Origin of the sequence: Dyella sp. 2YAF14 (assembly GCF_052114725.1) — a bacterium.
Classification (GTDB): Bacteria; Pseudomonadota; Gammaproteobacteria; order Xanthomonadales; family Rhodanobacteraceae; genus Dyella.
Genome location: NZ_JBFRFH010000004.1, coordinates 57201 through 81520, shown reverse-complemented (window position 1 = coordinate 81520; position 24320 = coordinate 57201). Strand labels below are relative to the sequence as shown.

Genomic DNA, 24320 nt, shown 5'->3' with positions numbered 1-24320 from the left:
GCAGACCCGCCGGGCCTGGTGCTCGGCGGGTCACCACGCGGCTCAGCCGAGCCCGTGTTCGTGCGCGTAGTTGTACAGCTCGGGGTCGTTGCGGATGCCGAGCTTGTGCATCGCGCTCATCTTCTGATGGCTGATGGTCTTGACGCTGCGCTCGCGCTTGGCGGCGATCTCCGAGATCGTGGATCCGGACACAAACAGCCGCAGCACTTCGATTTCCTTCTCGGTCAGGGCGAGCAGGCCGTCCTCGCGCACGCTGCCGGCGGAAAGGCCTAGCAGGCGCACCACCGATGCGCTCATATACGTTTCGCCCGCCTTGATGGCGCGAATCGCGCTGGCGATGTCATCGAGCCGGTCCGATTTGCTAAGCAGGGCGGCAACGCCTTTGGAGCGGATCGCATTGAGCAGCCCGGCGTTCGACAACATGGTGAGCACGATCACCTGGATGTCCGGCCAGCGGCCGCGAATTTGCTCCAGCAGCTCCATGCCATCGTCGCCCGCAGGGCCTGGCATGCTGAAGTCGGTGATGACCAGGTCGCAAGGCGTGCGCTGCAGCGTCGCAAGCAGTTCCCGGGGCGAATGGGCTTCGGCGACGACGTCCACGCCGGCGATCTTTTGAGATTCCGCGATGACGCTGACCCGAACGATCGGATGGTCATCGGCAACGATGATACGGAGAGGCATGACGCAACTTCACAGTGATGATCTTGCGATCACTGTAGTTTGTGCAGCGCATGATTCGACGAAAGCTGGGCGTAAATCAGAGGACTCTCAGCAACGGTGTCAGTGGCTGATCATCACGACGCGTCGCCCGGCAACAGCAGGATCGGCGGTCATCAGGGGGGGGCGGACGCATCGCAGGCCTGATCGAGAAGCAGCCCTGGCGCGCGGCGGACCCGTTCATCGCGGATCGACATGTCAATCTCAGATTCGTCCGATTTGCCTGTCAGCGAAATCCTGTGAATATGGCGCCCTGTCACTGGACGGACAGAAGAAACAAGGATGTCTGACAGCCCCTCACGTAGGGGCTGTCTCTTTTTATGCCCAGGCGGGCGCCTGTGGCCGTGTCGGCCCGCGCGGGCCAAAGGCAAAATGCACGCGCGTTTCACGGCGTTCGACGATTAATAAAGTCGCAGATCAGGCCCGATACGCGACGAGGCAAACGTATGAAAGCTCATGTCATGGGGTGGTTGGTGATGCTCGCTGCCGGCCCGGCAATGGCTTTTCAGGCAGCAACGCCGAAGGAAGCGGCATCGCAGGTGCACAGTTCCGCCGACGCGCAGCTGCAGGCAGCGGTGCGCAAGGCGCTGGCGAACGATACGTCGCTCTCCGATGCCGGACACCGTGTGGAAGTGATTGTCTCCGATGGCGCCATCGTGCTTCGCGGCCCGGTCAAGAACGATACCGAGTCACTGCGGGTCGAGACCGTCGCGCGGCAGGTGAATGGCGTCAAAGAAGTCACCAACGAGCTCGATGTGATGCCCATGGTGCGCTGACCCGACGCCCTGGCGGCTGATGACGGCACCTGCACGCGGCGATTGGCACGATCCGGGGCCTTGAGTTCCGGACCTGAGGAAGCGCGCCATGCCGTCACTCGATCCCGTCCTGATGGACCGGATGCATCGCTACTGGAATGCAGCGAACTATCTCACCGTCGGGCAGATCTACCTGCGGGACAATCCGCTGCTTGAAGAGCCGTTGCGGCTGGAGCACGTCAAACAGCGTCTGCTCGGCCACTGGGGCACCACCTCCGGGCTCAACTTCATCTACGTGCATCTGAACCGGATCATCCGGCAGCACGACCTGAACATGATTTACGTGATCGGGCCGGGGCACGGCGGTCCCGGACTGGTTGCGAACAGCTATCTGGAAGGCTCCTATACCGAGGTCTATCCGCACGTTGGTCGCGATCGCGAAGGCATGCATCAGTTGTTCCGCCAGTTTTCCTGGCCGTACGGCGTGCCCAGTCATGTGGCGCCCGAGACGCCGGGCTCGATCCATGAGGGCGGCGAGCTGGGATATTCCTTGTCGCATGCGTATGGCGCGGCCTTCGACAACCCCGAGCTGATCGTCACCTGCATCATTGGCGATGGTGAGGCGGAGACCGGCCCGCTCGCCACCAGCTGGCATTCCAATAAATTCCTGAACCCCGCGCGCGACGGCGCGGTGTTGCCGATCCTGCATTTGAATGGCTACAAGATCGCCAACCCCACGGTGCTGGCGCGCATTGGCGACCGTGAACTGAAATATCTGCTGCAGGGATACGGCCACGACCCGATCTTTGTCGAGGGCAACGATCCCGCCCTGATGCACGTCGCGTTTGCCGCGGCCATGGATGCCTGTCTCTCGCGGATCCAGCGCATCCAGCGTCGCGCCCGTCGCGCAGGTGCCGGCGCCGCCACGCGGCCGCGCTGGCCGATGATCGTGTTGCGTTCGCCCAAGGGCTGGACCGGCCCCGCCTTTGTCGATGGCTTGCCGGTCGAAGGCACCTGGCGTGCGCACCAGGTGCCGCTGTCGGACATGTCCAAGCCCGGGCATCTGCAGATCCTCGAACAGTGGATGCAAAGCTATCAACCGCAGGCATTGTTCGACCGCAATGGCACGCTGATCGACGAGCTGGCCGAATTGCCGCCCACCGGGCATCGACGCATGAGCGCCAATCCGCACGCCAATGGCGGCAGCTTGTTGAAGCCTTTGCGCATGCCTAATTTCCGTGATCATGCGCTGAGCTTCGAACGCCCCGGCGCACTCAAGGCCGGGGCCACGCGCAATCTCGGTCGCTGGCTGCGCGACGTGATGGCGCTCAATCGCGATACCGGCAACTTCCGTCTATTTGGTCCGGACGAGACTGCATCCAATCGCCTGGAAGCGGTCTACGAAGTCTCGCCCAAGGTCTGGATGGCCGAGACCGTCGATACCGACATGAATCTGGCGCCCGATGGCCGTGTAATGGAGATGCTCAGCGAGCACCAATGCCAGGGCTGGCTGGAAGGCTATCTGCTCACCGGTCGGCACGGCCTATTCAACTGCTACGAGGCCTTCATCCATATCGTCGACTCGATGTTCAACCAGCACGCCAAGTGGTTGAAGGTGACCCGCACCATGGCCTGGCGACCACCAATCGCGTCGCTCAATTACTTGCTCAGCTCGCATGTGTGGCATCAGGACCACAACGGCTTCTCGCACCAGGACCCGGGCTTCATCGATCATGTGGCGAACAAGAAAGCCGAGATCGTGCGCATCTACCTGCCACCGGACGCGAACTGCCTGCTGTCGGTAGCCGATCACTGCCTGCGCAGCCGTCACTATGTGAACTTGATCATCTCCGGCAAGCAGCCGGACTGGCAGTGGCTGGATATCGAATCGGCCATCGCGCATTGCACGGCAGGTGCCGGCATCTGGCACTGGGCCGGCCACGGCGATGACGACCCGGATGTGGTGCTGGCCTGCGCCGGAGACGCGCCTACCGTTGAAGCGTTGGCAGCCGTCATGCTGCTGCGCCAGCGCATCCCGGACTTGCGCATCCGCGTGGTCAACGTGGTCGACCTGCTGACCCTGCAGACCGCCGACGAACACCCGCACGGCATGGATGACGACCAGTTCGATCGCCTGTTCACGCGCGACAAGCCGGTGATTTTCGCCTTCCACGGCTATCCGGGCATCATCCACAAGCTCACCTATCGCCGGCACAACCACGACAACATCCACGTGCGCGGCTACAAGGAAGAGGGCACCACCACCACGCCATTCGACATGATGGTGCTCAACAACCTCGACCGTTTTCAGCTCGCCCTGGATGTGGTCAATCGCGTGCCAAGGCTCGTGGCCATGCGCGCGGAGGCGAGACAGCGCTATTGGAGCGATATCGAGCGCCATCGTCTCTACGTGAGTGAGCACGGCGTGGATCTGCCGGACATCCTCAACTGGCAATGGCAGCCTGCATGAAGGTATTGACCCTGAATGTCGGCTCCTCGTCGCTGAAGTTCGGTATCTATCGGGTGGACTCGGACGGGCCACAAGCAGTGGCCGAAGGTGAGATCCAGACACGGGGTGAGCGCCGGCAGTTGCGCTATCACGACGGATCCCGCTCGGTGGAGCGGGAGCTTGCTGGTGAGGGCGATGAGGCAGCGCGGGATGCCTTGCGTAAGCTCGCGGGCATCACCACGATTGACGCGGTCGCTCACCGCATCGTGCATGGCGGTCCATGGCTGCGGGAACACTGCCTGATCGACGACGATGTGCTGCGCAAGATCGAAGCTGCCGCCAGCTTTGCGCCGCTGCATGTTCCCGCCGCCCTTGGATGGGTGAGGCATGCGATCAAGGCGCTGCCGCAGGCTTCGCAAATCGCCTGTTTCGACACCGCCTTTCATCGCGACCTTCCTGATACGGCGCGCATCTTGCCGTTGCCGCACGCCTTGCTGGCAAAAGGCGTGCAGCGCTATGGCTTTCACGGCCTCTCGTGCGAGTCGATCCTCGCGCAGCTGGATCCGGTGCCGGTCCGGTTGATCATCGCCCACCTCGGCAGCGGCGCCAGCCTCACCGCTGTACGCGATGGCCAGTCCATCGACACCAGCATGGGCATGACCCCGACCGGCGGCATTCTGATGGGAACGCGCCCGGGCGATCTCGATCCCGGCGTGATGCTGTTTCTGCTCCGCGAGGGGCACGCCAGCCCGAGCGAGCTGAACGACTTGCTGGAACATCGCTCGGGTCTGCGTGGCATTTCTGATCTCAGCGCCGACGTACGCGAACTGCGCGCCGCCAAGCATCAACCGCTGGCCGCACTGGCGCTGGAGCAGTTCGCCTTGTCCGTGTCGCGGCAGGCCGCCGGCATGGCGGTGGTACTGGGCGGCGTGGACCTGCTGGTCTTCACGGGCGGCATCGGCGAACACGACGAACCGACGCGCGCCAGCGTCAAAGCCCATCTCGCTCCGTGCTTTCCATCGCTGCAGACACGCGTGCTGCCGGCGCAGGAAAACCGCGTCATGGCGAGCCATGCCGCCCGCCTGGCGACGCACTGATTTTTTGCTCGTCATCCCTGCGAAGGCAGGGATCCAGCGACTTTCGTCTCACGAAGCGCGAAGGCACTGGATCCCTGCCTTCGCAGGGATGACGGTGGTTGAGATGGCGCGCCTTGACGCGACCTTTCCTGTCACGGTGCCACGCTAACGTTTTTCGGATTCCCCCTGGCAGCCATCATGACCAAGCGATTCGATGCAGTAGTAATCGGAGCAGGGCAGGCCGGCCCATCGCTGGCCGGACGCCTGGGCGCCGCCGGGCGCAAAGTGGCCCTGATCGAGCGCAAGCTGATGGGCGGCACCTGCGTCAACACCGGCTGCATTCCCACCAAGGCCATGGTGGCCAGTGCGGAGGTGGCCCACATGGGACGTCGTGCCGCGGACTATGGCGTGGGCACCGGCGAGATCACGGTGGACATGGCCCAGGTGTGGAAGCGCACGCAAGGCATCTCCGGGCGTTCGCGCGAAAACGTCGAGAACTGGGTGGCGGGCATGGCCAACGTCACCTTGTTTCGCGGTCATGCGCAATTCGAATCGCCCCGGACGCTGCGTGTCGGCGATGAGCTGATCGAGGCCGACCAGTTCTTCATCAACGTGGGTGGCCGTGCCGTCGAGCCGAATTTCCCCGGCGTAGGCACGGTGCCGTATCTCACCAACGTCGGCATCCTCGAACTGCAAGAGCTGCCCAGGCACCTGGTGATCGTGGGCGGCAGCTATATCGGCCTGGAATTCGGCCAGATGTTTCGCCGCTTCGGCGCCGAGGTCTCCATCGTGGAGCGCAGCCAGCGCCTGTTGCCGCGCGAAGATCCGGATGTCTCCGCCGCCGTCGTGGATATCCTCGAGCGCGAAGGCATCACCCTGCATCTTGGCGCGGAGTGCATCGAGCTGGAGGGCTCGGCGGGCGAGATCTGCGTGATCGCCGAATGCGCCGAGCCGCGCATGAAGGTGCACGGCACGCATCTGCTGCTGGCCGTGGGCCGGCGTCCGAACACGGACGACCTCGGCCTGGACAAGGCCGGCGTCAAGATGGACAAGAACGGCTACATCGTGGTCGACGATCAATGCCGCACCAATGTCGAGGGCATCTGGGCCATGGGCGATTGCAACGGTCGCGGCGCCTTCACCCACACCTCCTACAACGACTACGAGATCGTCGCCGCCAACGTGCTGGACAACGAGCCTCGCCGCATCTCCGATCGCATCCCCGCCTATGCGCTGTACATCGACCCGCCCCTGGGACGCATCGGCCTGACCGAGACCGAAGCCCTGCAAAAGGGCCACGACGTGCAGGTCGGCGTGCGCCCGATGACACGTGTCGGCCGCGCCATCGAGCGAGGCGAGACGCTGGGCTTCATGAAGGTCATCGTCGACGGTCAAAGCGAACGTCTTCTCGGCGCCGCCATCCTCGGCGCCAGCGGCGACGAGGCGATCCACTGCCTGCTCGATGTGATGTACGCCGATGCGCCGTACCGGACTGTAACGCACGCGGTACACATCCACCCGACCATCAGCGAGCTGCTGCCGACGACCCTGCAGGACCTGCGTCCGGTGACCGCTCCCGCGCCGGCTGTGACCACTTAGGCCCTGGCGCCGCCCCCGCTTTTGAGTACCCCGGAATTACACCTAAGTAGGGCGTCACATCGCCATCACATGGCGCATACTGGCCCGGGGTGGCGATCGGGGAATCATCAACGTCATGGCATCACAGGACGCATCCGAATACGTCTGGCCGCCGACCGTGGCCGGATTCGACCTGCCGGCGCCCTGCGTCGATGGTGAGGGCAAGGCCGAGCCCCTGATGCTCGCCTTCCTGAGCGCCCGCCCCGATCACTACTGGATCGAAGCCTTCGTCGCCGAAGTCGACGAGTTCAAAGCCCAGCACCAACTGCACGACGTGCGCATCGATGCCCGCCAATTGGTGGTGACCGGCCCCGCCGCGCAGCTGCGCGCGGTGACCAGCGACCTGCGCGACTTCGTGCATCGCGTGTCGCGCCTGAGCCTGCAGCGTCGCATGCGCGAGCGCCTGGCGCCCGGGTCCACCTTGGCTACCGGTGAAAACGCAACAACCAGTCGCGATGTCGCCCTGATCGCACGCATGCCCGGCGTGGCATCGATACTCCAGGCCGTATCGCGCGAGACCGGCATGCGCTTCGTCACCGTGGCCAAGGTATCGGATACGCGATGGACCGCCTGCGCGGTGTACGACGCGATCCAGTTCGGCTTGCGGGCAGGGCAGGACTTGGTGCTGGAAACCACCATCTGCAACGACATCCGCCAGCATGGTCAGACGGTCACGTTCAACCATGCGAGCACGCACCCGATTTTTTCGAACCACCCCACGCCGGCGCTGTATGGCTTCGAGAGCTATATCGCCGTGCCCATCTACCGCGCCTACGGACAATTCTTCGGCACCTTGTGCGCGGTCGATCCGCAACCCAGGCAACTGGATCCAGCCACCATCCAGGCGGTAGAGAAATTCGCTCGCGACATCGGTACCGAGATCGACACGCAGTTGTTGCTCGCCGAGAGTCAGGTGGTGCAGGCCGTCGTTCGCGACGAGTGATTGGCTTGTCTGACCAATTCCCACACATAACCGCGTAGTACCTCCACCGCGCAGTCTTGTGCAGAGTGGTGTTGGGTGTCACTCGGGTTGCGTGGCAATCCCATGCGCGTTGCCGCAACGCTGCGCATCTTCGACTTTCGATAGCCAGGGTGCTCGCAAACATTCGTGATGACGAATAACCGCTGCGACACCAGACATCGCGAAATGAAATAAGAACTCTCTCATTTTTCGCCATGAATCAGGCACGAAATCACGCGATGAAGTGATTTCGGCTTTCTCTCGCGTATCTGAGCGCTTAAAGCGCACAGCATATTTTTTTGCAGCTGCCAGTCTTTGTGGATAGCGCAATACCGGACCCTGCTGCCGTTTGCGCTACTGAGAACGAGCGCGACAGCCACGTCCGCTCGTTAAATCTCCGGAACTTTTGAGACCGCTCTGATTCCGCCCGGCTAACCGGGTCGCGAAGATATGCCTCGCCAGCCAGGAGCAAGACTTCTGCAGGCTATGCGCCTTACCCATTGATGGGTAATTCGGATCACGAGGCGAGAAATACAAGCTTCCAGTCGATCCCTGGAATACGACTTTAAATCCTCAAGGACTAGCTCATATGAAGAAGACTCTTTTCTCTGCCGTTCTGGCTGCCACCTTTGGCTTCGCAGCTCTGCAGGCGCAGGCTTCCGACGGCACCATCACTTTCACCGGCCAGATCACGGACACCATCTGCACCGTGACCGGCGGCGCGGGCACCGACGGCGCCGCTAAGGACATCACCGTCAAGCTCGACACGGTCAGCGTCAACGCGCTGGCAGCCAATGGCCAGACCGCCGGTGACCATCCCTTCTCGCTGATCGTTGCTGGTGGTACGGGCGGCAACTGCGCCGACGGCACCAAGGTGACCTTGCACTTTGACGGCGCCACCACGCCGAGCGGCTTCGCCTCGGCGATGGTCAATCCGGCCACGGGCCGCCTGAAGAACAAGACCCCGGGCACGGGCGGCATGGCCAACAACGTGGAAGTGGGCGTGCTGAACACCAACGGTTCGCAGATCAACCTGTGGACGAGCAGCGGTTCGCCGCAGGCCACCGTCTCCGGCGGCAAGGCTCAGCTTGACTACGTGGCTCAGTACGTCGCCACGGGCGGCGCTGCCACCGTCGGCCTGGTGAACACCGCAGTCATGTACTCGGTGATCTACAACTAATCGCTGGCGATTGGTGATTTACCTGGCGAGGCCGATGCCCGGCCTCGCCATTCCCAACTCTTTTGACCATGATTGCGTCGAGAATCGCCATGAAGCAGCTCACCCGTATCGCCTGCGCGCTCGCCCTTGCTGTTGGTGGGCTCAGCAGCGCCTACGCAGGTATCCAAATCAATGGTACGCGTGTGATCTATCCGGCGGCTGAGCGCGAGGTCACCCTCAGCATGATCAACAACGGCACCTCACCGTTGCTGCTGCAGTCCTGGGTCGATGACGGCGATCTGCAAGCCAACCCCGAGACCAGCAAGGCGCCATTTCTTCTGACGCCGCCAATGTCCCGCGTGGATGCGGGCAAAGGCCAGACACTGCGCATCATGTTCACCGGCGGCAATCCTCCGCAGGATCGCGAAACGGTATTTTGGCTCAACGTGCTGGAGATCCCCACGAAGCCCAAGGCCACCGACGGCGACAGCAACAACTTTCTGCAGTTCGCCATCCGTTCGCGCATCAAGATTTTCTATCGGCCCAAGGGCCTGCCCGGCAACGCGTTCGACGCGGTTGACCAGGTGACCTGGCGTGTCAGGCCCGATGGGAATGGTTTTATCGCGGAGTGCACCAACCCGACACCATACAACGTGTCGATTGCCTCGGTTGTGGCCAAGGGCTCAACGGTGCCGCAGACCATCGACGCCAAAGGCGGCATGTGTCCCGCCAAGGGTACGGAGAAGCTTCCGGTCAATGGCGACTTGAATGCAGCCGGCGGCAAGCTGACGGTTGATGTCATCAATGACTTCGGCGGCTTTGAATCACACGAGGTTGCTTTTTCGCGCTGACGCACAGCCGTAGTCACCGCTGAAAAGAAGTGGTTCGTTTCAGCAGTCGCCGCTAGCTCCCCCTGCGCTCGAGAAGGCGCCCGACAACGGGCGCATGGAGAGTTGCAACCCGGATCTGGCCTTAAACCTCAGTTCGGTGAGCTCGACTTCACCGTCTGCCACCGAACAAACGTTCTTGCCCAGGCAGCGCTTCGATATGGAAAAAGTACACCCAATCATTCCGGTCGCCATGGAGCGCAAGCCGCTTGCCTTGTTGGTTGCCGTCTCGCTTGGCCTTGTGCCCTGCGTAGGCTGGAGCGCGGCAGCGCCTGCAGCGGTGAGCCCGGCCATCGATCCGGCGCCAGGTGGCGCGGTCGAGTTCAATGGTGCCTTTACGACGGGCTCTCAGAACGTGGACGTCTCACGTTTTGAGAAAGGCAATCCGGTGCTGCCGGGTGTTTATCGTTCCGATCTCTACGTGAACAACATTCGCGTCGCGGTCGAGGACATCAACTTTCACCCGGTCGAAGGCAGCGATAACGCGCAGCCATGCTTTTCGTACGCCACGCTGCTGCAGATGGGCGTTGATGTCAGCAAGCTCGACCAGTCAATAGTCAATCCCGGCAATAGCTGCATTTCCATCGGTCATGTGAGCCAGGATGCCAGCGCCAAGATGGATACCGGCGCGTTGCGTCTGGATGTGTCCATTCCGCAGGGTTCGCTCTTGCGCCGCGCACGAGGGTACGTGAGTCCTGAGTTGTGGGACCAGGGCGAAACTGCTTTTCTGGTCAACTACAACTTCAATGCCTACTCCAACAACCAGAGTTACGCGGGTGTACGTGGATTGGGCGTCGGTACGGCGCTGGGCACCGACGGCAATCAAGTCACGGTGCAAAACGGCAGCACCTATGCGATGGGCGCCGATGGCACCTATCTGCCCAATGCCAACGGCAACTACATGCTGTCGACCAATGGCAGCTATGTGCCAGTCAGCAAGGACAGCTACTCGGCGCGCAGCGCCGGCTATCACAGCAACGATATCAATGCGTATCTGGGCCTCAATCTTGGCCTCAACGTAGCGGGCTGGCGTCTGCGTAGCCAGGAATCTGTCACCTGGGATCAGAATACCGGCCGTACCCGGTACAACAACGTCAACACCACCGCCACGCACGACGTGGACCTGTGGAAGGCGCAGCTCACTCTGGGTGATAGCTATACACAAGGCGTTCTGTTCGACGCCACGGCATTCCGTGGCGTCACCATGTACAGCGACGACCGCATGCTGCCCGACTCGCAGCAAGGCTATGCGCCCACCGTGCGCGGCGTGGCCAACACTCAAGCGCGCGTGGAAGTGCGGCAGAACGGCAATCTGCTGTACGAAACCACGGTCGCTCCGGGTCCCTTCGTTATCAACGATCTGTACGCCACCGGTTACGGCGGCGACATCAATGTCATCGTCCATGAAGCGGATGGCAGCATTCATACGTTTGTGGTGCCGTATGCATCGGTACCCATGCTGCTGCGTCCCGGCATGGGGCGTTGGGCCGTCACCAACGGTCAGGTGCGCGACGATTCGCTGGTCAACGGCAAGCCTTATTTCGTTGAGGGGACATATCAGCGCGGTATCAATAACTGGTTGACTGTGTACGGTGGCGTGCAGTCGACCTATCGCGCGCTGTACAAGAGCTATCTGGTCGGTGCGGCAGTCAACACGCCGGCAGGCGCCTTTGGCGTGGACGTCACCAATTCGCACACCAACTTCGCCGGGGCAGGCAGCTCGCTGTCCGGCTACAGCGCGCGTCTGTCCTACGCGAAGAACGTACCCACCTACGGCACCACCTTTGCGGTGGCGGCGTACCGCTACTCCAATGAAAACTACCTCTCCTTGCAGGATGCTGTGCAGGGTCAGGATGTGATGACCAGCTATCGCAGCACCGACGTCAATGTCGGCGTGCCCTATCGCAACAAGCAACGCCTGCAAGTCACGTTGAACCAGGACTTCGGCGGCAAGTACGGACAGCTCTATTTCAATGGCTCACGTTCGAGCTATTGGAATAATTCGCCTACCGCCACGACCTATCAGTTGGGTTACACCAACACCTGGCACAACATCAACTTCGGTATCACGGGTAGTCGTACCTACGCTTCCAGCCCAATTTACGCTGGCAGCAAGTACGACAATCAGTTCGGTGTCAACGTCTCGCTGCCACTGGGTGCACCTTCACGCAACCGGCCCAACCTCACCCTGTCGGCCACGCGTGATGACTACGCGGGCAACACCGATCGCGCGACGGTCAGCGGCAATTTCGGCGATCGCAGCCAGTACAACTACAACGCCAGCTTGGGTTACGCGGATCAGAGCGGCGCGCAGACCACGACCAGTGCGAGTGTCGGCTGGCAGGCGTCGTACGCCAACCTCAACGCCAACTACTCTTATGCCAGCCACTACCAGCAAGGCGGCGTCAGTGCCTCCGGTGGCGTGGTGGTCCATCCGGGTGGCGTGACGCTGGCGCCGTCGCTCAGTCTCGATAATCCGATTGCCATCGTGGAAGCGCCGGATGCCAAGGGCGCGCTGATCAGCAGCAATGGCCAGTCCAAGATCGATCGTCGCGGTTACGCCGTGGCCACCGGTCTGATGCCGTACCGCATGAACGATGTGACGCTCGATCCGCTAGGCACCTCGATGGACGTGGAGCTGCAGACCACGCGTGTACAGACGGCGCCGCGCGCCGGTGCGGTGATCCCGCTGAAGTTCAACACCGTCAGCGGTCGCGCCGTGATGATCCGTGCCACCCAGGCCAATGGCGAAGCGCTGCCGTTTGGCGCCGATGTGCTCAACGACAAGGGCGACACCGTCGGCATGGTCGGCCAGGGCGGCCAGCTGTTCGTGCGCGGTGCGGAAGACGGGGGCACTTTGCTGGTGCGCTGGGGTGATGACGAGGCCAAGCAGTGCAAGGTCAGCTACCAGCTGCCGGCGCGTGACAAGGGCCAGTCCAGTGCCGTGCTCGATGCCGTAGACGCACGTTGCCAATGACAGTGAACACGCGAAGGGGCCATCGGTCTCTGCGCCTTCGAGGATTTCAGTGATGAGTCATTTCTTCAAAAAATATCTGCTTATTCTGAGCACGTTGGTATTGGCGCCTCTCCTGCCTTCACCGGCACACGCGGATGTCTCTTGCTCTAGATCGCCGGCTTATGCGCTCACCGTGACAGGCGGGCAAACCATTTCCATCGACAACAGTGCCCCCATCGGACAAACGGTCGCCACCATTACGGTGCAGCTTCCTATGGGGACCGGTTCCTGCAGTGGGCAGGGTGCGGGCGCCTATTACTATATAACCGGTGCCCCCGTTCCAGGTTATGACAGTTCGTATGGGCAAACCGGTATTCCTGGATTGGCTTACCGATGGGGTGGTAGCAACGTAGCACCGCTCACCCTCCCTTATAGCAGCATTACAGGACCCAACATTGCCGCTGGACCGACCACCATTCGCCTCGTGAAGGTTGGCAACATCACCACTGGCGGCACATTGTCTGGTGAGTTCGGCAGACTCGATCTCACACATTCCAACGGCGCCAGATATCAGTTCTTTGTTTCCTATTTGTGGAACGCTTCGTTTGTCGTGAAAGTCGTCAATCCCACGTGTTCGGTTTCCACGAAATCGGTGAACGTCCCCATGGGCACGGTATCTAATCCCCACCTCCCCATAGGCCAAACCTTCAACCCGGTCGACTTCAATCTGCAACTTACATGCAGTGGCGGTAATGGCACCGCGCTTACCACGGCCTATATGACGTTGACGGACGCTACCGTTCCGAGCAATCGCAGCAGCACGTTGAATTTGGCCGCCGGCTCAACCGCCACTGGCGTGGGTATCCAGGTCTTGCGCAACGGTACAGCGGTAAGTTTCGGTCCCGATTCCGCCACGATTGGAAACCAGAATCAGTTCAACGCCGGATCCAGCGCGAACGGCACCTTGACGGTTCCGTTCACCGCGCGATACATCACCACCAGTAACACCGTTACGCCGGGACTGGTCAAAGGCTTGGCCACATTCACGGTGGGCTATCAGTGATGTCAGTAGAGGGTGCCAGAGACAATTTCTGGCACCTTTTCCAGCCAGAGGAGCGCCGATGCGCTCCTTTTTCTTTGGGTGCCATTGCGATGCGCGACCATCGTCTACACCATTCTGCGACGCCGCGCTCACGACACGAATGGTGCGAACACGTTTCTCCGCATACGCGATTCATCCTAGCGCAAGGAATCGAAAGGCAAACTCGGGCTGGTAATGAATCCGGCCTCGTGCCTCGTACGGAGATCGACCCATGCGCCATCCTTCCTTGCTCCTGGCCGCTTCGCTAGCGCTTGTCCTTAGCTCGCACGCCTTTGCTTCGGACCGCCCCGATCCCGGCAAGCTGACCACCCGCTGCCTGGATGCGGCGGCGAAGAAGTTCGATGTGAAGAACGACTATATCCAGCTGCAGCCGGTGCAGGCTGCCGATGCTGGCTACACGATCACCGGCGTTGCCGACGCCGGCATGGATGGCAAGAAGAATTTCAGCTGCCAGTTCGACAAGAAGGGCAAGCTGGCCAATCTCGTGCCCGAAGGCAAGTAATCCGAGGGAGGGTGGCCGCGCGCAAGGCGCGGCCACCGATCAGGCGACGGCTCTTTGACGTTGCACGGCGTAGCGTGTGGCGGACTGCCGGGAGTTTCCGGTGCTCTGCGTTCCCTCCGGGAGATGACCTATGCCAACGCCTGCCAAGCTGAGTTTCACCAGCGATATCCTCCCCATGTTCACGGGCATGGATGTCGCTCACATGATCAAGAGCATGGACCTTGGTGACCGCGACAGCGTGTTCCAGCATGCGGACGCCATCTACAAGTCCGTATCCAGTGGTCACATGCCGCCGCCGTCGTGCGGCGAGCCTCGCTGGACCGAGGACATGTGCGCGAAGTTCAAGCAGTGGCAAGAGCAGGGCGGCGAGCCGTAACGCGACGTCGATGTCGATCGCGCAGGGCTCGGCGAGCCGCGCCCGGAATGGCTGCGGCGTCACGTTGCAGTCGACGTCTTTCCCTCCGATAAGGACGCTGCCATGCCTGCCACGAACGATAGCCATCGCGACCCATGGCCTGAACTTTCCTACCCGGACTTCGCCGGTACCCAGTACTTGCTGCATATGGGACTGCAAGCCGTTGGCAAGTTGAAGCTCAAGGCACCGTTTCAGCCGCAGTGGTCTGCGATCGCGATGGCGATGAGCGCACGTGGATTGACCACGGGGCCGATCGACTATGCGGGTGGTGTGTATGAGGTCAACGTCGACCTGATGGCTCACGAGTTGATCTGTGTCACCAGCTGGGGCAGCTCGGGGAGCTTCAAGTTGGCGCCGATGTCGGTGGCTGAGTTTGTGGAACGGCTCTTCGACCTGCTGCGCAAGGCAGGTGTCGACGTATCCATCAACCTGATGCCACAAGAAGTGGCCAACCCCATTCCATTTGACCAGGACAAAGAGCCTCGCCCGTATGAGCCAACCCTGGCCCATCACTGGTGGCGCATCATGCTGAGCACACAGCGCGTGATGCAGGTTTTCCGCGGTGCCTTCGAGGGCAAGACGCAACCCATCGGGCTGATGTGGGGAACGCTCGATATCCGCGATGTGCTCTACAACGGCAAGGCCGTGGCGCCTCCACCCAAGTCCGACTATATCCGCCGCAATGCGATGAACGCCGAGCTGATCGAGATGGGTTGGTGGGCTGGCAGCGCCGCGTATCCGAAGCCGGCGTTCTATTCGTTTGCCTATCCGCAGCCCGCAGGCATCGAAGGCGCACCCATCAGTCCCGCAAGCGCCCGTTGGGATGCGACGATGGGCGAGTTCATCCTGGATTACGACGACCTGCGCCTATCGAAAGACCCGGATGGTGATCTGCTGGCGTTTTTTCGGACTGCCTACAACGCCGGGGCTCAGCGTGCGGGTTGGGATCCGAAGCTGATGGGGAGCGGAAGGCCTGTTTAGCGACTGCTTTCCGTTTGGCAGGGCCCTGGATTGTCCGCAAGTTGGGGCACAGGCTCCGATGGAAGCGGCATCAACGCAGGTAGCTACGCAGCACGGCCATCACGGGTTCCAATTCCCGTAAAGCCTTTGGGTTGGCTGCGGCCACATGTTCCCTCAGGTGTTCCTCCAGCAGTTGGCTCATCAGTCCTTGGACCGCACCGCGTATCGAGGCGGCCTGTTGTAACACCGCATCGCAGTCGGCATCCGCCTCCAGCGCCTTTTCCAATGACGCCACCTGGCCGCTGATGCGGCGCACCCGCGTGATCAAGGACTTTTTGTTCTGGATGGTGTGAGACATGGTGATCTCCTGATGATGCGCATAGTATAGGGGGGTATACCATGTATGAGATACCCGTCGTGACGATCCCTGACCCATCGCCCTTCAAGCACCCCCACCAGTTCAACGAAGGCAATCCGCTTGCCGAGAAGAACACCCTTCGGGCCGTCGTCATCACCGCGATCATGATGGTGGTAGAAATTGTTGGCGGGTACTGGCTCAATTCCATGGCCCTCCTGGCAGACGGCTGGCACATGAGTTCCCATGCATTGGCGTTGGGCGTCTCCGCGGGGGCTTATGTCCTGGCGCGGCGATTGGCCACAGACAGCCGCTTTGCCTTTGGCACCTGGAAGATCGAAGTGTTGGGTGGTTATAGCAGCGCGCTCTTACTGGGCGTGGTGGCTGTGCTGATGCTTGTGCAATCCATCGAGCACCTGGTGAACCCAGCCCCCATTCACTACAACCAAGCCATTCCAATCGCGGTGGTGGGGCTCTTCGTCAACCTGCTTTGTGCTTGGCTATTGAAAGATGGTCATCACCACGATCACGATCACGATCACGGCCATGGTCACGCGCACGATCACCACCATGACATCAACTTGCGCTCAGCCTATCTCCACGTGATTGCTGATGCGGCCACATCGGTGCTTGCCATCCTCGCTCTGCTGGGTGGCAAATTCCTCAACATCTCTTGGCTGGATCCCGTCATGGGTGTCGTGGGTTCCGTCCTGGTCGCTCAGTGGGCCGTCAGCCTGCTCAAGCAGTCTGGTCGCATCTTGCTCGATGCGGATATGGATGCGCCCGTCGTGGAAGAAATCCGCGATGTCGTAACCGACAAGCTCCCAGGCACGTCCATTAGCGATCTCCATGTCTGGCGGGTGGGCAAAGGCCGCTACGCCTGCATCCTGGGCCTCGTCACCGACGCACCCCTGACGCCGGCCCTGGTGCGCGGGCATTTGTCCATCCATGAAGAATTGGCGCATGTCACCGTCGAGATTGCCCAGGCCGATGCGCCGACCATGGTGTACTTTCCCCGATCGCAGCAGGTCTGAAGGTCACCACGTGCGGGCTCAATGCTGAGGCTCGGTGATTCGTAACGGAGGTTTTCCGCCAACTGGATCCAGCGCGCTTTCGCTTGATCACCATCGCGCCTACCTATGTAGTTTTGCGTGGTTTCCGCTCAGTAGTATTTCCTTTGGCATTCTGGCGTGCATGTTTCCGCAATGGCATCGACGTCGGTACCCATCGTACGCACGCGCGACTTGTGTCGTGATCGCTTCGCGACCGATTCACGTTATCTCGCCGACAATCGCTGGTGCAGCGCGGGTAGCACACGCCCACTGCATTCTCAGGAAACTGCAATCACCGCAGACGCCGTTCGACCTTTATTACCCTTTCCAGGGAGTGGTCGCCATGAGCATCCCCTTCACGCACTATTTCCGCATCCTCGTTGCAGGTGACCGCAGCGAGGAGGTCAGCAGCGTCATCGAGCAGGATCTGCATTTCCGCACGTCGGTAGTGTCGCCGCGGGATTTGGCAGAGGCGATTCGATCCGGCGCCGATGTGGGTGCCATCGTGGTGTCGCGGGAACTGGCGCCCGTCGCTATCGAAACCCGCGATGCGCGTGGACTGCGCATGCCCATCTTCATGATGAGCGATCGCCACGATGAGACGTTCCACGATCCGTTCCTGAAGTCGCTGGACGGCGTCGTTATCGCTGATCTTGAAAGCCGCGACTTCTACGAGAAGCGCCTGGCGGCCTCGGTGGAACAATACGTGTCGAGCCTGCTCACGCCGTTCTTCGGCACGCTGATGCAATACGATTTCGACGCCAATCGCACCTGGGCCTGCCCGGGTCATCAGGGCGGACAGATGTTCATGCGTCATCCGGCTGGCCGCTTGTTCTACGAGCACATGGGCGAGAACGTGTTCCGCGATGACATCTGCAACGCCATGGTGTCCCTGGGCGACCTGCTGATCCACGAAGGTCCCGCACTGGCGGCGCAACAGGCCGCGGCGCGGGTCTTCCTGGCCGATCGTACGTACTTCGTGCTGAACGGCACCTCGGCATCGAACAAAGTGGTCAACACGGCGCTGCTGACCAGCCGCGACATCGTCCTGTTCGACCGGAACAACCACAAGTCCAATCACCACGGTGCGCTGGTCTTCGCCGGGGCCATTCCCATTTATCTCCAGGCCGATCGCAACGGATTCGGCATGGTGGGTCCGATCGACTGGGCTGCTTTTGATGAAGAGTCGATACGCGACAAGATCAAGCATCATCCGCGCCTGAAGGACACCGACGCCTGGAAACGCGAGCGGCCCATCCGCGTTGCCATCATCGAGCAATGCACCTATGACGGAACGGTGTACAACGCGAAGAAGGTGCTGGAGAAGATCGGCCATCTTTGCGAGTACATCCACTTCGACGAGGCATGGGCTGGTTTTGGTGCCTTCCATCCGCTGATGAAAGATCACTTCGGCATGAGCCTGTCGCTGACCGACAAGGACCCGGGCATCATTGCCACCCAGTCAACTCACAAGCAGTTGGCCGGCTTTTCGCAGGCCTCGCAGATCCATGTGCGCGACGCGCATATCCGCGAACAGCCGTTTCGCGTGAACCATAAACGGTTCAACGAGATGTTCATGCTGCAGGCGTCGACGTCACCGTTCTATCCGTTGTTCTCCAGCCTGGACGTCAACGCGCAGATGCATGCCGACAAGGCTGGTCGCGTGCTGTGGGATGACATGGTGAAACTGGGGATCGACGCCAGGAAGGCGATACGCAAGCGGTTCGCCGGCTTCCTCAATCCGTTCGTACCGGACACCGTGAAATACCAGGGCGAACGCGTCAAGTGGGAGGACGTGCCCACCGATGTATTGGCTGTGGAACAGGAGTACTGGCAGCTGGACCCGCAGGAAACCTGGCACGGCTATCGGCATCTGGGAGCCGATGCCGCGATGGTCGACCCGACCAAACTCATGCTCACCACGCCCGGTATCGATCCAAGAACGGGCGCATACGCCAGCAGCGGCATTCCTGCCACGGTGATCGCCAACTACCTGCGGGAGAACCATGTCATCCCGGAGAAGAATGACCTCAACAGCATTCTCTTCCTGATGACGCCCGCGGTAGGCGAGGGCAAGATGGCGATGCTGCTCGCTGCACTGGAGCGCTTCCGCGATCACTATGACGAAGACCATCCGCTCGATCAGGTGCTTCCCGCTCTGTCACGCAAGTACCAGGAGCGATATCGCGGCTACACCGTGCGTCAGGTCGCCCAGGAAATGCACGAGTTCTATGCGTCAAAGAACGTCAAGGAATTGCAGCGCCTGAGTTTTCGCTACGAATCGTTCCCGGAGCAGGCGATGTCGGCACGCGAAGCGAATGAAGCGCTGGTCAGCGGACGCGTGGATTTTGTGCCCATGGATCAGGTCAAGGGTCGCATTGCAGCCACTCTCGCGCTGATCTATCCACCGGGCATCGGCATCGTGATACCGGGCGAGCGCTACGACGATCGCGCGCAACCCATGATCGATTACTTCCTGGCTTTCGAGGAAAGCTGCAACCGGTTCCCGGGCTTTTCCTATGAGGTGCAAGGGGTGTATCAGGTGCCGGAGGACGGCCGAGTGCGCTTCTATACGTACGTGGTCAACGAAGGTAGAAGCTGACGGGGATTTCGAGCGGTACGGATTATCGCGGCCGATATATCCGGTGGCGACCATGCGCTGACATTTTATCAGCCCCGACCCCTCACGCTCGCCTGCGGCCACGCGGACATCCATCTCGCTCAACCCTGACAGACGCTACCAAGCTTGCTTGTTAGGGTCAGTCGGTCATTCGCGCTGCCGTGTTGCACGGCCTCGCGAATGACCATGACCACCAGGTCATGAGGCGCGGGCCGTGAGTGCTTCAACACCCACGACCCGCTAACCATCACCAACTCATACGGAAGTTGATCATGGCTACCCGCGATCATACGGTACGCATTCGCTCGTCCGTTCCCCCTGACGACACCCTCACTCCTCCGCCTCACGCCCCGTCATCCACGTCGATGGCATGGCCCGAACCCCTGCGTCTTGTCACTCGCGGCGACATCGCGCTGGCGGTGCTGGCCCTCACGCGCTTGCGTGTCGACAGCGAGCAGTGCCGCCAAGCGCAGGCGCGGGGATTCCCCGGCAAACCGCTGCCATGGCCGCTTCCCGTGGCCGTCACGGCCAGCCTGGGCACGGCGATCTACTGTCTCCAGCAGTACGCCCGCCGGCTCGGTGACGAGCGTCGAGTGAACACCACCCGCCTCCGATGATCGCCGTTGCGGCGCATCGGCCAGCATGGCGATGCGCCTCACTCGGGCGATCACCGACGAAGCTGCCAAGCATTCACTGACACGGAGCGCTGTAAGCGCCTATCCGCTGTGCGGCCGTGTCCGACAGGGAGGAACCACCATGGAACTGATCCAGCTCACCCCGCACTCGGAAGTAGACCCCTCGCAACCCCTGCGAGCCCCCGGCGACATCCTGCTCCACGCCTACCTGATCCCCAGCGCACTCAACCCCGCCCAACTCGCCCGTCGCAGCGGCATACCCTCCGATCAGATCAAAGCCTTCATCGCCGACACCCACCCCATCACGCCCAAGGTCGCCATCCGCCTCTCCCTTGCCTTCGACACCACCGCCTTCTACTGGCTGGCACTTCAGGCGCGGTACGATCTGGAGAGGGCGAAGCCGGTGATCCGTGCCTATCGTCCCCTCGTCGATTAACGACAGACGCACGATAAATCGAGCGGAGGCGGTTGAGTCCAACCGCCATTGGTCGATTTAACTACCTCCGTCCCGTTTGCTCGTGCAGGCCTCGACGGTGTCGAACTGCACGTCGCCAACGGCTATCTGAAGCAGCATGGCGCGAGCCTGCCAGTCCGCGGCCGCTGACTCCTACACTTGTGCGAGTCAGCGACGCCGTGATTGACTCATCTGCTGAAGCATCCGGCAGTGTTCGAACGCTCACACACTCCGCCGTGACCGTTCCCAGCTCTCGATGGACAAGGAAAGCGCGATGAAGCTTCTCCTCACCTCCGGGGGCGTCAGCAACCCGAGCATCCGCGACGCGCTCGTCGACATGCTCGGCAAACCCATCGCCGAGTCGACCGCTCTGTGCATCCCCACCGCGATGTACGGCATGCTGCCCGGGACCGCGGTCATGACGTGGCGGCAGATCGCCGGACAGACGCCGACGCCCATGGTCGAGCTGGGATGGAAGTCCGTAGGCATGCTTGAACTGACCGCGCTGCCCAGCATCGACGAGGAGAACTGGGTCCCCTTGGTCAGGCAAACCGATGCCTTGCTGGTGTGTGGTGGCGACGTCCTGTATCTGCACCACTGGATGCGTGAGTCCGGCCTGGCGGATCTGTTCTCGTCGCTCAGCGAGACGGTCTATGTGGGGCTGAGTGCCGGCAGCATGGTGATGGCTCCGTACGTGGGCGAGAGGTTCGTGGGCTGGAAGCCGACCGCCGGCGGTGATGGCGCGCTGGGCATGGTCGGCTTTTCGATCTTCCCGCATCTGGACAACGCCATGTGCCCGCAGAACACGATGGCCGACGCCGAGAAGTGGGCCGCGCGGCTGCCGGTGCCAGGGTATGCGCTCGACGACGAGACAGCCATCAAGGTGGTGGACGGTGCCGTCGAGGTGGTCTCCGAAGGGCACTGGAGGCTCTTCGAGCGTCAAATCGTGGGGCCGTAGCCCCGTGTCGATCCCGCAAGCACTCGTTCGTCGCATCCATGAAGGTGACCATGCCGGCCACCCCTTCCGCGAAGGAGATAGTCATGTCTTATATCGATGGTTTCGTGATCGCCGTACCCAACGCCAACCGCGAGAAATTCATCGAGCACGCCCGTACTTTCGACGCCATATTCGTTGAGTTCGGCGCTATCCGGGTGGTGGAGTGCTGGGGAGACGACGTGCCCGATGGCAAGCTCACCGATTTTCGCCGCGCCGTGCAGGCGACGCAGGATGAATCCGTGGTGTTTTCCTGGGTGGAATGGCCCGACAAGGCCACCCGCGATGCCGGCATGGAGAAATTCATGAAAGATCCGCGCATGGATGCCGCCAGCGAGTGCCCCTTCGACGGCAAGCGCATGATCTTCGGCGGCTTCAAGGCAGTGGTCAGCCTGCCTAAGTAGAGCGGCCCTGTTTGATGCCCGTGAAAGGGGCTCTGCCTGACGATTCGTCGTTGCGGCAGGCCTTCGGCTTAACTGGCCACTAACGGGAGGAAGCGCAGCTTGAGAGGTGCGGGAGCTTCGCCCGAACTCCTCGCTGGCCTTCTCACCTGGATCGCCATCTCGGCGCACGCAGGGTCCCCTTTAGGCGATAGCCGTGGCCGGCCACTTTCCCCTCGATGCTCACCGTTCTGCGAGTGCTCTCGGCCAGCTCGCTATTCACCTGCGCGATGTGTGGGATCGCCTGTTGGGAGCGCCCGCGTCGAAGCCACCTCCGATCCTGTCGCGAAGACAGCACCTCGCGGCGGTCGTGGATGCGGCCCGAAGGATCAACCGGGGCGGCGGGCGATGATCGTCCGCGCCTTGGCGGGATGGGGGCATTGCTTCCGACCATTCCGTCGCGGCGCTTATCGACACGCGCCGGCCATTGAAGCGCCGTCGTGCGGCAGGGTTACCGTGGCGAATAACAGACTCATGCAAGAGGTTTGTTCGATCTGTCTTGAAGCCTCGGGGCGATAGACTGCATGGCGCTTACTCGATCACAGCTGGCTGATGGACTCTTGTCCCTGGATGCAGAACTGCTCAGGCTCCAGAGCAATGGTGAGCCCGAGGAAACGATACAGTTGGCATTTGAGCACATGGTCTATACCTCGACACGCACCGTCGGGCCGCCAGATCGCCTGTGGTGGTGGAGTCAACTTTATTCGGCGATGGACCAATGGGCCGCGCGCGCAGAGCGGCCGGCGGGGCTGAGCCGTGACCACGAATCTTGACCCGACCCAAGAGGGCCTGTGTCGCTATCCCTCGACAGACGGTTTTTTTGATATCGCCTCGTTCTTCGTGATGCGCAGGGGGCAGACCCGGTTCGTGCCCTGTCGATGCAGGTCAAGCTGCAGTCGACCGTGTCTGGGTCGATGTGGTTGCCAGGCCTGCGCTTGGCGTTCTGCGGCTGAGGGGCCGGAGCACAAAAGCTATCCAGCGAAGTTTTGACAGGGGCGACGTGCGCCTCCGACCCCTGGCGGACATTCATCGTGGCGGCACTGGGCTGAAGTCCGGTATCCATGAAGTCCCGGTAGCCGATACTCTTGGCCCGGGCGCCCCATTCGTCCGCCTCAGCACGCAGAAGGGTTGATCGATGAGCACATCAAGCCTGGTACTGACGCTCTTCATCGCATGGACACTCTTCTTGCTCGTGCTCATGGAGGGCATTCGCTCTTATCTGGTTGTCTCCGGGCGCGCCCGATCCAACGAGTTCAAGCCTGATAACGCGAACCTCTCGCCATTTTTGCAGCGGCTGGCGCGAGCGCATGCCAACTGCATCGAGAGTCTCCCTGTGGTTGGCGGTCTTCTTCTCGTGGCCATCGTGACCGGCCGCAGCGGTGTTACTGATGGGCTGGCCCCATGGCTTCTGGTGGCCCGCATGGCCCAATCCGTCACTCACCTAGTCTCCTTGAGTGTCCTGGCGGTCAACGTTCGCTTTTTCTTTTTCGCCGTGCAGCTGGCAATCGCGATCTACTGGACGTGCGCCTTGCTTGCAGGATAGTTACCGCGCCTGGACCCAAACAAACTCGATGTCGTCCTGGACGGCCTCGCTGATCTCTCCGGCGGGGACGCCCGTAAGTTCGCTGACGCGACCATGCCGCATGCCGAAGAAGACACCGCTGCGCCGAAAGATGGCAGTCCATGTGACGCGATCCGGATTTGCGTGTTCGTAGTCGCCTTCATACGTAAAGCCGTTGGTGGTCTTGCCCGAAATGCTGGTCATGAGGATTGCCTTTGTGCTTATTTGGTTGAGCGGGGCGTAAAGGGATCTGGCGACTGAACAAGGATTGAGCGCCCGTCGGCAATCTCGCTGGGCGCCGCTTGTATGGGTGCACCGTCGTCATCCATGCGGGCATCGTCCATTCCCTGGCGAATTTTGTCGCTGTTGCGCGAATCGCGCTCAGGAGCGCGCCTGGCTTGCGCTACCGGCGTTTTTGCCCACATGCTCGCGGCAGATGCTTTGTAGCTCGGAAACCAGCGATTGCGCTGCTCACTGTCCGTCGCTTCCGGAACGGGAGAGAAGTGCAGCGTGTGCGGATAGAAGTAAAGCGAGTTCACTTGATTGGGGTTGTACATGGCGATGCCTCGAGTGTGGACCTGCGGCTGGCAAGTCAAGAGCAAGCGCTAGCCTGCGGCTCCGACATACGCGGA

At 61.5% G+C, this 24320-nt stretch carries 24 protein-coding genes; 19 read left to right on the top strand and 5 right to left on the bottom strand.

Annotation, left to right across the window (positions count from 1 at the left end):
• Nucleotides 1-42: 42 nt before the first annotated feature.
• The gene (locus AB4Y82_RS08815) at nt 43-681 is read right to left on the bottom strand and encodes a response regulator (protein ID WP_441603332.1); all 639 of its coding nucleotides are present in this window, start codon (nt 679-681) and stop codon (nt 43-45) included.
• 482 nt (nt 682-1163) lie between these two features.
• Here AB4Y82_RS08815 and AB4Y82_RS08810 point away from each other — a divergent pair, with 482 nt between their 5' ends.
• From AB4Y82_RS08810 to AB4Y82_RS08790, 5 genes are all read left to right on the top strand, one after another.
• Nucleotides 1164-1493 carry a BON domain-containing protein gene (locus AB4Y82_RS08810; RefSeq protein WP_441603333.1) on the top strand — a complete coding sequence of 110 codons (330 nt, stop codon included), beginning with the start codon at nt 1164-1166 and terminating at the stop codon, nt 1491-1493.
• An 88-nt stretch (nt 1494-1581) separates the two neighbouring features.
• On the top strand, nt 1582-3942 hold the full coding sequence (locus tag AB4Y82_RS08805) for a phosphoketolase family protein (RefSeq protein WP_441603334.1): 2361 nt from the start codon (nt 1582-1584) through the stop codon (nt 3940-3942).
• Nucleotides 3939-5018, top strand: a complete 1080-nt coding sequence (locus tag AB4Y82_RS08800; RefSeq protein ID WP_441603335.1) for an acetate/propionate family kinase — start codon at nt 3939-3941, stop codon at nt 5016-5018. Before AB4Y82_RS08805 ends, AB4Y82_RS08800 begins: the two co-directional genes overlap by 4 nt.
• 177 nt (nt 5019-5195) lie before the next feature.
• Nucleotides 5196-6596 carry an FAD-containing oxidoreductase gene (locus AB4Y82_RS08795; RefSeq protein ID WP_441603336.1) on the top strand — a complete coding sequence of 467 codons (1401 nt, stop codon included), beginning with the start codon at nt 5196-5198 and terminating at the stop codon, nt 6594-6596.
• A gap of 115 nt (nt 6597-6711) precedes the next feature.
• The gene (locus AB4Y82_RS08790) at nt 6712-7578 is read left to right on the top strand and encodes a GAF domain-containing protein (RefSeq protein ID WP_441603337.1); all 867 of its coding nucleotides are present in this window, start codon (nt 6712-6714) and stop codon (nt 7576-7578) included.
• A gap of 78 nt (nt 7579-7656) precedes the next feature.
• Here AB4Y82_RS08790 and AB4Y82_RS08785 read toward each other — a convergent pair whose 3' ends face one another.
• The gene (locus tag AB4Y82_RS08785) at nt 7657-7926 is read right to left on the bottom strand and encodes a hypothetical protein (protein WP_441603338.1); all 270 of its coding nucleotides are present in this window, start codon (nt 7924-7926) and stop codon (nt 7657-7659) included.
• Between the two features lie 259 nt (nt 7927-8185).
• Here AB4Y82_RS08785 and AB4Y82_RS08780 point away from each other — a divergent pair, with 259 nt between their 5' ends.
• The 7 genes from AB4Y82_RS08780 (at nt 8186) to AB4Y82_RS08750 (ending at nt 15598) form a co-directional block, all read left to right on the top strand.
• Complete coding sequence (locus AB4Y82_RS08780; RefSeq protein WP_441603339.1) at nt 8186-8776, top strand: fimbrial protein; 591 nt, start codon at nt 8186-8188, stop codon at nt 8774-8776.
• Nucleotides 8777-8865: 89 nt separating this feature from the next.
• A complete protein-coding gene (locus tag AB4Y82_RS08775; RefSeq protein ID WP_441603340.1) occupies nt 8866-9606 on the top strand; it encodes a fimbrial biogenesis chaperone in 741 nt (246 codons plus the stop codon).
• Between the two features lie 196 nt (nt 9607-9802).
• Complete coding sequence (locus AB4Y82_RS08770; protein WP_441603341.1) at nt 9803-12619, top strand: fimbria/pilus outer membrane usher protein; 2817 nt, start codon at nt 9803-9805, stop codon at nt 12617-12619.
• A 52-nt stretch (nt 12620-12671) separates the two neighbouring features.
• On the top strand, nt 12672-13661 hold the full coding sequence (locus AB4Y82_RS08765) for a fimbrial protein (RefSeq protein WP_441603342.1): 990 nt from the start codon (nt 12672-12674) through the stop codon (nt 13659-13661).
• Between the two features lie 250 nt (nt 13662-13911).
• On the top strand, nt 13912-14202 hold the full coding sequence (locus tag AB4Y82_RS08760) for a hypothetical protein (RefSeq protein ID WP_441603343.1): 291 nt from the start codon (nt 13912-13914) through the stop codon (nt 14200-14202).
• Between the two features lie 130 nt (nt 14203-14332).
• Nucleotides 14333-14578, top strand: a complete 246-nt coding sequence (locus tag AB4Y82_RS08755) for a hypothetical protein (RefSeq protein ID WP_441603344.1) — start codon at nt 14333-14335, stop codon at nt 14576-14578.
• 102 nt (nt 14579-14680) lie between these two features.
• Complete coding sequence (locus AB4Y82_RS08750; RefSeq protein ID WP_441603345.1) at nt 14681-15598, top strand: DUF5996 family protein; 918 nt, start codon at nt 14681-14683, stop codon at nt 15596-15598.
• Between the two features lie 70 nt (nt 15599-15668).
• Here the strand turns inward: AB4Y82_RS08750 and AB4Y82_RS08745 are convergent, their stop codons facing one another.
• Nucleotides 15669-15935 carry a metal/formaldehyde-sensitive transcriptional repressor gene (locus tag AB4Y82_RS08745; RefSeq protein ID WP_441603346.1) on the bottom strand — a complete coding sequence of 89 codons (267 nt, stop codon included), beginning with the start codon at nt 15933-15935 and terminating at the stop codon, nt 15669-15671.
• Nucleotides 15936-15976: 41 nt separating this feature from the next.
• Here AB4Y82_RS08745 and dmeF point away from each other — a divergent pair, with 41 nt between their 5' ends.
• The 7 genes from dmeF (at nt 15977) to AB4Y82_RS08710 (ending at nt 23670) form a co-directional block, all read left to right on the top strand.
• Entirely contained in the window at nt 15977-16966 is a 990-nt protein-coding gene (gene dmeF, locus AB4Y82_RS08740) for a CDF family Co(II)/Ni(II) efflux transporter DmeF (RefSeq protein WP_441603347.1), read from the top strand.
• 361 nt (nt 16967-17327) lie between these two features.
• On the top strand, nt 17328-19586 hold the full coding sequence (gene speC, locus AB4Y82_RS08735; protein WP_441611230.1) for an ornithine decarboxylase: 2259 nt from the start codon (nt 17328-17330) through the stop codon (nt 19584-19586).
• A gap of 290 nt (nt 19587-19876) precedes the next feature.
• Nucleotides 19877-20221, top strand: a complete 345-nt coding sequence (locus AB4Y82_RS08730) for a hypothetical protein (RefSeq protein ID WP_441603349.1) — start codon at nt 19877-19879, stop codon at nt 20219-20221.
• Nucleotides 20222-20360: 139 nt separating this feature from the next.
• The gene (locus AB4Y82_RS08725; protein WP_441603350.1) at nt 20361-20675 is read left to right on the top strand and encodes a HigA family addiction module antitoxin; all 315 of its coding nucleotides are present in this window, start codon (nt 20361-20363) and stop codon (nt 20673-20675) included.
• 292 nt (nt 20676-20967) lie between these two features.
• Nucleotides 20968-21651 (top strand): Type 1 glutamine amidotransferase-like domain-containing protein, encoded by a 684-nt coding sequence (locus AB4Y82_RS08720; RefSeq protein ID WP_441603351.1) that lies wholly within the window; start codon nt 20968-20970, stop codon nt 21649-21651.
• Between the two features lie 83 nt (nt 21652-21734).
• The gene (locus AB4Y82_RS08715; protein WP_441603352.1) at nt 21735-22091 is read left to right on the top strand and encodes a DUF1428 domain-containing protein; all 357 of its coding nucleotides are present in this window, start codon (nt 21735-21737) and stop codon (nt 22089-22091) included.
• A gap of 1171 nt (nt 22092-23262) precedes the next feature.
• Nucleotides 23263-23670 carry an MAPEG family protein gene (locus tag AB4Y82_RS08710; protein WP_441603353.1) on the top strand — a complete coding sequence of 136 codons (408 nt, stop codon included), beginning with the start codon at nt 23263-23265 and terminating at the stop codon, nt 23668-23670.
• Here the strand turns inward: AB4Y82_RS08710 and AB4Y82_RS08705 are convergent, their stop codons facing one another.
• Nucleotides 23671-23892, bottom strand: a complete 222-nt coding sequence (locus AB4Y82_RS08705) for a TonB-dependent receptor (RefSeq protein WP_441603354.1) — start codon at nt 23890-23892, stop codon at nt 23671-23673. It lies immediately after the preceding gene.
• Nucleotides 23893-23909: 17 nt separating this feature from the next.
• Nucleotides 23910-24245, bottom strand: coding sequence for a hypothetical protein (locus tag AB4Y82_RS08700; protein ID WP_441603355.1), 336 nt, complete (start codon nt 24243-24245; stop codon nt 23910-23912).
• Nucleotides 24246-24320: the final 75 nt, after the last annotated feature.

Coding starts and splice junctions, on each gene's coding strand:
- AB4Y82_RS08780 (WP_441603339.1), top strand. CDS start 8,186: ATGAAGAAGACTCTTTTCTCTGCCGTTCTGGCTGCCACCTTTGGCTTC.
- AB4Y82_RS08720 (WP_441603351.1), top strand. CDS start 20,968: ATGAAGCTTCTCCTCACCTCCGGGGGCGTCAGCAACCCGAGCATCCGC.
- speC (WP_441611230.1), top strand. CDS start 17,328: ATGAGCATCCCCTTCACGCACTATTTCCGCATCCTCGTTGCAGGTGAC.
- AB4Y82_RS08760 (WP_441603343.1), top strand. CDS start 13,912: ATGCGCCATCCTTCCTTGCTCCTGGCCGCTTCGCTAGCGCTTGTCCTT.
- AB4Y82_RS08765 (WP_441603342.1), top strand. CDS start 12,672: ATGAGTCATTTCTTCAAAAAATATCTGCTTATTCTGAGCACGTTGGTA.
- AB4Y82_RS08800 (WP_441603335.1), top strand. CDS start 3,939: ATGAAGGTATTGACCCTGAATGTCGGCTCCTCGTCGCTGAAGTTCGGT.
- AB4Y82_RS08725 (WP_441603350.1), top strand. CDS start 20,361: ATGGAACTGATCCAGCTCACCCCGCACTCGGAAGTAGACCCCTCGCAA.
- AB4Y82_RS08745 (WP_441603346.1), bottom strand. CDS start 15,935: ATGTCTCACACCATCCAGAACAAAAAGTCCTTGATCACGCGGGTGCGC.
- AB4Y82_RS08755 (WP_441603344.1), top strand. CDS start 14,333: ATGCCAACGCCTGCCAAGCTGAGTTTCACCAGCGATATCCTCCCCATG.
- AB4Y82_RS08795 (WP_441603336.1), top strand. CDS start 5,196: ATGACCAAGCGATTCGATGCAGTAGTAATCGGAGCAGGGCAGGCCGGC.
- dmeF (WP_441603347.1), top strand. CDS start 15,977: ATGTATGAGATACCCGTCGTGACGATCCCTGACCCATCGCCCTTCAAG.
- AB4Y82_RS08710 (WP_441603353.1), top strand. CDS start 23,263: ATGAGCACATCAAGCCTGGTACTGACGCTCTTCATCGCATGGACACTC.
- AB4Y82_RS08810 (WP_441603333.1), top strand. CDS start 1,164: ATGAAAGCTCATGTCATGGGGTGGTTGGTGATGCTCGCTGCCGGCCCG.
- AB4Y82_RS08775 (WP_441603340.1), top strand. CDS start 8,866: ATGAAGCAGCTCACCCGTATCGCCTGCGCGCTCGCCCTTGCTGTTGGT.
- AB4Y82_RS08705 (WP_441603354.1), bottom strand. CDS start 23,892: ATGACCAGCATTTCGGGCAAGACCACCAACGGCTTTACGTATGAAGGC.
- AB4Y82_RS08805 (WP_441603334.1), top strand. CDS start 1,582: ATGCCGTCACTCGATCCCGTCCTGATGGACCGGATGCATCGCTACTGG.
- AB4Y82_RS08770 (WP_441603341.1), top strand. CDS start 9,803: ATGGAAAAAGTACACCCAATCATTCCGGTCGCCATGGAGCGCAAGCCG.
- AB4Y82_RS08790 (WP_441603337.1), top strand. CDS start 6,712: ATGGCATCACAGGACGCATCCGAATACGTCTGGCCGCCGACCGTGGCC.
- AB4Y82_RS08700 (WP_441603355.1), bottom strand. CDS start 24,245: ATGTACAACCCCAATCAAGTGAACTCGCTTTACTTCTATCCGCACACG.
- AB4Y82_RS08730 (WP_441603349.1), top strand. CDS start 19,877: ATGGCTACCCGCGATCATACGGTACGCATTCGCTCGTCCGTTCCCCCT.
- AB4Y82_RS08750 (WP_441603345.1), top strand. CDS start 14,681: ATGCCTGCCACGAACGATAGCCATCGCGACCCATGGCCTGAACTTTCC.
- AB4Y82_RS08815 (WP_441603332.1), bottom strand. CDS start 681: ATGCCTCTCCGTATCATCGTTGCCGATGACCATCCGATCGTTCGGGTC.
- AB4Y82_RS08715 (WP_441603352.1), top strand. CDS start 21,735: ATGTCTTATATCGATGGTTTCGTGATCGCCGTACCCAACGCCAACCGC.